At 51.1% G+C, this 7695-nt stretch carries 7 protein-coding genes; 6 read left to right on the plus strand and 1 reads right to left on the minus strand.

The features are described 5' to 3' along the window. Positions 1-896: menaquinone biosynthesis family protein (locus Q0257_RS07825; protein ID WP_298023689.1), on the minus strand; the 896-nt coding region annotated here is incomplete at its 3' end. Positions 897-1186: 290 nt separating this feature from the next. Between Q0257_RS07825 and recA the strand changes: the two genes are divergently transcribed. The 6 genes from recA to argH form a co-directional block, all read left to right on the plus strand. Next, a complete protein-coding gene (gene recA, locus Q0257_RS07830) occupies positions 1187-2230 on the plus strand; it encodes a recombinase RecA (protein ID WP_298023692.1) in 1044 nt (347 codons plus the stop codon). Beyond that, entirely contained in the window at positions 2230-3480 is a 1251-nt protein-coding gene (eno, locus tag Q0257_RS07835; RefSeq protein WP_298023695.1) for a phosphopyruvate hydratase, read from the plus strand. Before recA ends, eno begins: the two co-directional genes overlap by 1 nt. A gap of 1 nt (position 3481) precedes the next feature. Beyond that, positions 3482-4309 (plus strand): hypothetical protein, encoded by an 828-nt coding sequence (locus Q0257_RS07840; protein WP_298023698.1) that lies wholly within the window; start codon positions 3482-3484, stop codon positions 4307-4309. Then, positions 4306-5496, plus strand: coding sequence for a hypothetical protein (locus tag Q0257_RS07845; protein WP_298023701.1), 1191 nt, complete (start codon positions 4306-4308; stop codon positions 5494-5496). Before Q0257_RS07840 ends, Q0257_RS07845 begins: the two co-directional genes overlap by 4 nt. Positions 5497-5505: 9 nt before the next feature. Beyond that, positions 5506-6135, plus strand: a complete 630-nt coding sequence (locus tag Q0257_RS07850) for an NAD(P)H-dependent oxidoreductase (protein ID WP_298023704.1) — start codon at positions 5506-5508, stop codon at positions 6133-6135. 192 nt (positions 6136-6327) lie between these two features. Then, positions 6328-7695, plus strand: a 1368-nt coding sequence (gene argH / locus Q0257_RS07855; protein WP_298023707.1) for an argininosuccinate lyase, incomplete at its 3' end; no start/stop codon positions are given.

Here is a 7695-nt window from a genome sequence, read left to right on the forward strand (position 1 = left end):
TACATCGGGTTTTGCCCACCGCAGTCCGCGAAACGGATCTCGTTATATTCGCGCGGGATAAAATTCTCCTGCGCACTAAGCGGCGTAGGGTAAAATCCGCGCTCGTAACCAAGCTCAAACAGCCTATCCACCGCTCTTATCTGTACCCCCGAAAGCTCGATCGAGGCTTCGTTGGCATAAAGGCTCAGATATTTTTCGAGCTTTGCATCGTCTACGCGGATGAGATTTCGCTCCATGAGCATATGCGATAAAAAGGGCTTATGCGCGGTGGCGATGCGCACGCCTTCAGTTAGCACGCGCTCGCACTCGATGGCGTCCGTTATTGGCAGGCTGCGGCGAACCGCCATGCCTCCTAGCGGCAGCGGCAGATTTTCGCCCGCTAGCTCGCTCCAGATATCCCAGATCTCGCGCTCCACGCAAAGCTCGTCCGAAAAGTCCAAAATACTCTCATGTATCAGCACGCCAGCGTCCACCTCGCCGCTTAAAACCGCACTCTCGATCTCGAGAAAGTTTTTATAAACTATGTGTGCCTGCGGGTAAGCCATGCGAAAAAGCAGGGCGTTTGTCGTGTGTTTGCCGCTTAGCGCGACCTTGAAATTTCGCTTTAAAACCGCGCCCTTTTTCTTAACGAGCTTTGGCCCATAACCCTCGCCGAAGCTCACCGCCGTGCGCAAAAGCGCGTATTCGTCGCAGATTAGCGGATATAGCGCGAAGCTAATTGCCGTGGCCTCGTAAGTGCCCTTTAGCGCCTCGTCGTTTAGGCTCTGGATATCAAGCGCCGTGGCGCTAAGCTTTAGATTTTTTGAACTCACCCAGCCGAAATCAATCGCCTTATACATAAAAATATCGTCGGCGTCGGGCGAGTGAGCGACGTTTATATGCTTAAAAATCTTCAAATTTAATCCTTTTTGCTCCGCTTTAAATTTCGCGCGCGGCCTAATTCCAAAATGTTGCGAAATTATAGTGAAATTTTGCTACAGCCCTCATAAAAATGCGGAATTTCTAAAGAAAAGCGTGAAAACAGGGCTCGTTTAAAAGGCTAAATTTAACGCTCTCCGCTCGTCCTGCAGAACTTTTTGCGCTCCTTAAAAATTTCAAATTCCGATACCGCGCCGAATTTGGGCGAATAATCAAAAATTCATTTCAAATTTGGTAAAATTAGGTGAATTTATTTTTAAGGAAAAACATGGACGAGGGAAAGAAAAAGACGCTGGATGCGGCGCTAAAATCGATCGACAAAGCTTTCGGCAAGGGCACGCTTGTGCGGCTGGGCGATAAGCAGGTCGAGCCGATAGACGCCATCTCTACGGGCTCGGTGGGGCTTGACATCGCGCTTGGCATCGGCGGCGTGCCGAAAGGGCGCATCATCGAGGTTTACGGGCCAGAGAGCTCGGGTAAGACGACGCTTACGCTTCATATCATCGCCGAGTGCCAAAAAGCGGGCGGAATTTGCGCATTCGTAGACGCCGAGCACGCGCTGGACGTCAAATACGCTTCAAATTTAGGCGTCGATACCGACAATCTCTACGTCAGCCAGCCCGACTTCGGCGAGCAGGCGCTCGACATCGTAGAAACCTTAGCAAAGAGCGGCGCGATCGATCTTATCGTCGTAGATAGCGTCGCCGCGCTCACGCCAAAAAACGAGATCGAGGGCGACATGGGCGATCAGCACGTGGGGCTTCAGGCGCGACTTATGAGCCAGGCGCTGCGTAAGCTCGCAGGCGTCGTGCATAAGATGAATACGACGGTGATCTTTATCAACCAAATCCGTATGAAGATCGGCGCGATGGGCTACGGCACGCCCGAGACGACAACCGGCGGCAATGCGCTTAAATTTTACGCTTCGGTGCGCATCGATATACGCAAGATCGCTACTTTGAAACAAAATGAAGAGAGTATCGGCAACCGCGCCAAGGTCAAGGTCGTGAAAAACAAGGTGGCGCCGCCGTTTAAGATTGCGGAATTTGACATAATGTTCGGCAAAGGCATCAGCAAAGTGGGCGAGCTGATCGATTACGGCGTCAAGCTCGACATCGTCGATAAAAGCGGTGCATGGTTCAGCTACGGCGACACTAAGTTGGGTCAAGGGCGCGAAAACGCTAAAATTTATCTAGAGAATAACCCTGCTGTCGCTGAAGAGATCACTGCAAAGATCCGCGAGCAGATGGGTAGCGTAAATTTCAGCGCAGACGTGGACGATGAAGAAAATTTACAAAGTGGAGATGAATAATGATTTATATCGAAGATGTTTATGCGATAGAGGTGCTAGACAGCCGCGGCAACCCAACCGTGAAGGCAACCGTGGTTCTAAGCGACGGCACCGTAGCAAGCGCGATAGTCCCAAGCGGCGCAAGCACGGGCAAACGCGAGGCGCTAGAGCTTCGTGATAAAGACGAGAGATACTGCGGCAAGGGCGTGCTAAAGGCTGTTGAAAACGTAAATTCCCAGATCGCCGAAGCTGTGATTGGACTGGATGCCTTCGATCAAAAGGCTCTTGACGATGAAATGCGCGAGCTTGACGGCACCGATAACTACTCAAATTTGGGCGCAAATGCGGTGCTTGGCGTATCTATGGCGGTAGCGCGCGCGGCTGCTAAAAGCCTTGACGTGCCTTTATATCGCTACCTTGGCGGCGCGAACGCTAGCGTGCTACCCGTGCCGATGTTTAATATCATCAACGGCGGCGCGCACGCGAACAACAGCGTGGATTTTCAAGAATTTATGATTATGCCGTTTGGATTTGATAAATTTAGCGATGCACTGCGAGCGGCGACGGAGATTTACCACACGCTAAAAGGCCTTCTAAACGCGGCAGGCCACAGTACGGCAGTGGGCGACGAGGGCGGATTTGCGCCGAATTTAAACGATAACGAAGAGCCGATCAAACTCATCATGCAAGCTATCGAAAAAGCGGGCTACAAGGCAGGCGAGCAGATCAAACTAGCCCTTGACGTCGCGGCTAGCGAGCTGTACGAAAACGGCAAATATAAGCTAGAAGGCAAGGAATTTAGTAGCGAAGAGCTGATCGAGCGATACGCGCAGCTTTGCGAGAAGTATCCGATATTTTCGATCGAAGACGGTCTAAGCGAGGACGACTGGGCAGGCTGGGCGAAGCTAACGAGCAAGCTTGGCTCTAAAGTGCAGCTCGTGGGCGACGATCTATTTGTAACGAACGAGAAAATTTTACGCGAAGGCATCGCCAAAGGCGTAGGCAACGCGATCCTAATAAAACCAAATCAAATCGGCACGGTTAGCCAAACTATGCAGACGATCCGCCTAGCTCAGCGCAAAGGCTACCGCTGCGTGATGAGCCACAGAAGCGGCGAGAGCGAGGATAGCTTTATCGCGGACTTTGCCGTCGCGATGAATACGGGCCAAATCAAAACGGGCGCGACCTCAAGAAGCGAACGCAACGCCAAATACAACCGCCTGCTTGAGATCGAGCGCGAGACGGACGAGTTTTTAGGAAGCCGAATTTAAAATGTTTTTTAAAAAAAAGTCCAAGCGGGGCTTAAAAGGCGGCGCGCAACGCACCTATGCGGACGGAGCGGATTATACGGACACGCAAGGCAGATATTCAGACGCAGACTTTGACGAGGACGATTTTTTTGACGATGATGAATTTTATAGCGATGAAAATTTTGGCGGAGGCTTTAGCGAGGTAGGGGCTGGCTTCCGGAAAAATCGCAACGTAGCTTCGCGCAGTATAGACGAAGCAAGCTCTGCCTCTGATGCCGGAGGCGGCGGCTCTAATTTAAGTGGTAAAAGCTCCGTTGCAAGCGGAAACTACGAAGGCAATATGCAAGCAGACGCGGGCTTTTACAGCGCGGAATTTATTGGGGGCGGCGATTTAAAGAATGCAGAATTATACGCGAAAGAAAACTGCTTCCCAAACGATGCGGGTTTTGCGGCTCAAAGTGCAGACTACAGCTCTCAAGGCACGGGCTTTGCGGCACAAGATATAAATCCTGCCACGCAAGGATTTTCTTTTGCACCGCAAAACGCAGATCCTGCCGCTAAAAAAGCTTTAAAGAAGCGTAAAAATTTAAAAGAACGGCTGAATTTTATCAATCCGTTTTCACCGCTTAAGCAGATTTTTGCAGCTCTTGCGCTGATCGTCTGCGTCGTTTTTGCGGGTATCTTCGTGGGCGACGTGCTGTTTGGCAAGCGATCGTTTGAGGTGCTGCGCCAGCTGCAAAAAGAAAAGGCGTTTTTATTCACCGACGTCGAGCGGCTAAAAGAGGAAAACGCTGAGCTGCAAAAGCTTTATTTAGAGCGTCGCTCGCTCGATCCGGACCTTAAAAAATGAGAAAAATTTCTTTGCTAATTTTAGGTCTTTGCGCTTTTTTAAACGCTGAGAATTTAAATGGCGCAAATTCAAACGCTACGAAACCTAGCATCGTCGCGGTAAAAGAGCAAAATTCTACCAATTTGGCGATTAAAGGGCCAAAGACAGGTACACAAAGCCCAAACGCTAAAAAGCAAGCTGTAATGAGACCTGAAACATCTAAAAGTCCTATCGCAGCAATGCAAAAAAGCGTCGCAGAAGCTAATTCCAGTATTAAAGCAAGCGCCGCCAAAAAAGCCGTTAGCGCGCAGCTCTCGCAGACCGAAAAAAAAGCTCCTGGCCCCAAAGCGGGCATCGGCGCTCCTTTGCAGGTCATAAAAACGGAGCTGAACTCTTCTGCGCAGCCTTCAGTTGCGATGCTTCCGCCTCCTGATGAGTTACCGATCGTGCCAGAAGTAAGCGAGTTAAATTCTACAATGGTGCAAAATTTTAAGGCGGCACAGAATTCTACAGCTCAAAATTCTACGGTGCAAAACTCCACTATGCAACAAAACGCGCAATCTGCTCCGCAAAATTCCAATCCGACGCAAAGTTCCGCCGCCACGCCGCAAAATACTCCCGCGCCTAAAAATTTTACGCAGCAAACCTTTGCGCTTCCCTCCGACGCCCTTACGATCGAAAGCCTGATCGTGCGATATAGGGACGACGACGGGGTCTTACACGAAAAGATCGTTGATATCAATCGCTCGATTGATTGGCACGATGATTTCGTGCTAAGCGCGAGCGCCAAACCTGCGCTACATAGAGCACTGGACGTTTCGGTTACTTCGACCGATCCAAATTTACAAAAGCAAGTCTCACAAAGTGGTATCACACCTGGCTTCGCGCCACGTCTGGAGCTGCCGCTAGAGACGCTTAAATTTGACGATGGATTGAAATTTGTCATCCGCAAAGACAGCGTGCAACTCATCACCGCAGACGATTTCAAAAGCTCCGACGCAAATGCTTCGGGCACGCTTGAGGCGGAGTTTTGGCGCCAAGAGATCCCACTTAGCGGCGCGAGCTTTGCTGTAAATATCGGTGGCTTTAGCGATATTAATGTCACTAAAGAGGACGGCTACTACCGCATCGGCGTGCGCTCGCGCGAGGGCAACCTCAGCATCAGACGCAAAGATGGCGGGTATTTGATTTACAAAAATTCTAATTAAGGAGAGACTATGACACATTTAGAGATTATGAAATTTCGCCATGCGTGCAAAATTTTTGACGAGAACAAAAAAATCGGCAAAGCCGATTTTGACGCCATTTTGCAGGCAGGCATCTTAGCACCTAGTTCTACGGGGCTAGAGCAATGGGACTTTTTGGTTGTGCAAAACAAGGCGTTGCGCGAGCAGATCCGCGAAAAATCGTGGAATCAGCCGCAGATCACCTCTTGCTCACATCTGGTCGTGATTTTAGCAAAGATCAAGGACATAAAGCTAGGAAGTGATTATATCGAGCGAATGATTACGCGTAAAAAAGATGAAGCGCCCAAATATATCGGCGACAGGCATAAATTTTATCAAGATTTTTTAAGCGGTTATTTTCACAACGACGATGAGGAGCTATTTAATTGGTCGCACGCGCAGTGCATGTTTGCAGCACTTGCGATGATGAACGAGGCCGCAAGTCGCGGCATCGACAGCTGCCCGATGGAGGGCTTTGATCGCGCAGCGCTCGGAGAGATTTTGAATCTGAAATGGAATGAGCGCCGCGTGGCGCTGCTCGTGCCTTTCGGCTACCGCGTAAATCCACAGCCGCAAAAGATCCGCCGCAGCATGGATGACGTAGTAAAGTGGATCGAATAAGCTGGCAAGCGCTTTTGAAGCGCTAAGCTCGAGGCGCAATAAATTCCAAAGTCTAGTGCGCGAAGCGGTACGCGCATTTTTTAGAAATTTACCGCGCTTTAGCCTTTTTTCTCGCCCGCAAATCTTGTGCGGCGAGATTTAAAATTTTATAAAATCACCGAAAATTTAAACGAAGGAGCGAGCGTGAAAAAAATGTGGGAAGGGCGCTTTAGCGGGGCGAGTTCGGCGCTTTTGGAGGAGTTTAACGCCTCGATTGGCTTTGATAGGGCGCTTTGGCAGGAGGATATCGCAGGCAGCAAGGCGCACGCAAGAATGCTGGGCGCCTGCGGGATTTTAAAGCCTGACGAGAGCGAAAAGATCGTCGCGGGGCTTGACGCCGTATTCGAGGAGATAAAAAGCGGTAAATTTGAGTTTAAAACCGCCGACGAGGACATCCACATGGCGGTCGAAAAGCGCCTAAGCGAGCTCATCGGAAGCGATCTTGGCGGCAGGCTGCACACTGCGCGCAGCAGAAACGATCAGGTCGCGCTTGATTTTCGCCTCTACGTGCTTAAAAGCGGCGCTCAGATCGCCGAAAAAACTCGCGAGCTGATCGCCGCGCTGCGAGATATCGCTAGCGAGCACGTGGACACGCTGATGCCCGGCTACACGCACCTTCAGCACGCCCAGCCCGTGAGCCTTGCCTATCATTTGCTAGCTTACGCGTTTATGTTTCGCCGCGACTACGAGCGCCTTGCCAGCTCGCGCGAGCGAAATAATCTCTGTCCGCTGGGCTCCGCCGCGCTTGCGGGCACGCCGCATCCGATAAACCGCGAGCTGGTCGCGAGAGAGCTTGGATTTGCGGGAGTGACGCCAAACGCGATGGATAGCGTCAGCGACCGCGATTTCGCGCTTGAGATTTTGTTTAACGTAAGCGTGCTGATGACGCATGCGTCGCGCCTGTGCGAGGAGCTCATCTTGTGGAGCTCGCAGGAGTTTGGCTTTGTCACGATCAGCGACGCGTACAGCACGGGCAGCTCGATCATGCCGCAGAAGAAAAACCCCGACGTCGCCGAACTCATCCGCGGCAAAACGGGGCGCGTAAACGGCAATCTCGTCGCGCTGCTAACGGTGATGAAGGGCTTGCCGCTGGCCTACAACAAGGACATGCAAGAGGACAAGGAGGGTGTGTTTGATAGCGTCGCCACCGCGCTTGCGAGCCTTGAAATTTTGAAACAGATGCTAAAAACGGCTAAATTTAACGAACAAAATATGCTCGCGATGACCAGACGTGGGCACCTTACGGCAACCGATCTGGCGGATTATCTCGTGCGGGAGAAAAACGTGCCGTTTCGCCGGGCACACTTCATCATGGGCAAGGCCGTGGCGTATGCGGAAAATTTAGGCTTAGATTTAAGCGAGCTAAATGCGCAGCAGCTTGCAAGCGTGGATGAAAGCTTGGACGCGGGTGCGGTTAAATTTCTTGATTTAAACGCTTCTAAGGAGGCACGCAAGTCGCAAGGAGGCACGGCAAATGAGAGCGTGGCGGCGCAGATTGAAATTTTAAACGGGTGGCTGAAA

Source organism: uncultured Campylobacter sp. (genome assembly GCF_938018035.1).
Classification (GTDB): Bacteria; Campylobacterota; Campylobacteria; order Campylobacterales; family Campylobacteraceae; genus Campylobacter_B.

Bases quoted from the DNA above. Each gene is read 5' to 3' on its own strand.
- recA (WP_298023692.1), top strand. From the start codon at position 1,187: ATGGACGAGGGAAAGAAAAAGACGCTGGATGCGGCGCTAAAATCGATC.
- Q0257_RS07845 (WP_298023701.1), top strand. From the start codon at position 4,306: ATGAGAAAAATTTCTTTGCTAATTTTAGGTCTTTGCGCTTTTTTAAAC.
- Q0257_RS07850 (WP_298023704.1), top strand. From the start codon at position 5,506: ATGACACATTTAGAGATTATGAAATTTCGCCATGCGTGCAAAATTTTT.
- Q0257_RS07840 (WP_298023698.1), top strand. From the start codon at position 3,482: ATGTTTTTTAAAAAAAAGTCCAAGCGGGGCTTAAAAGGCGGCGCGCAA.
- eno (WP_298023695.1), top strand. From the start codon at position 2,230: ATGATTTATATCGAAGATGTTTATGCGATAGAGGTGCTAGACAGCCGC.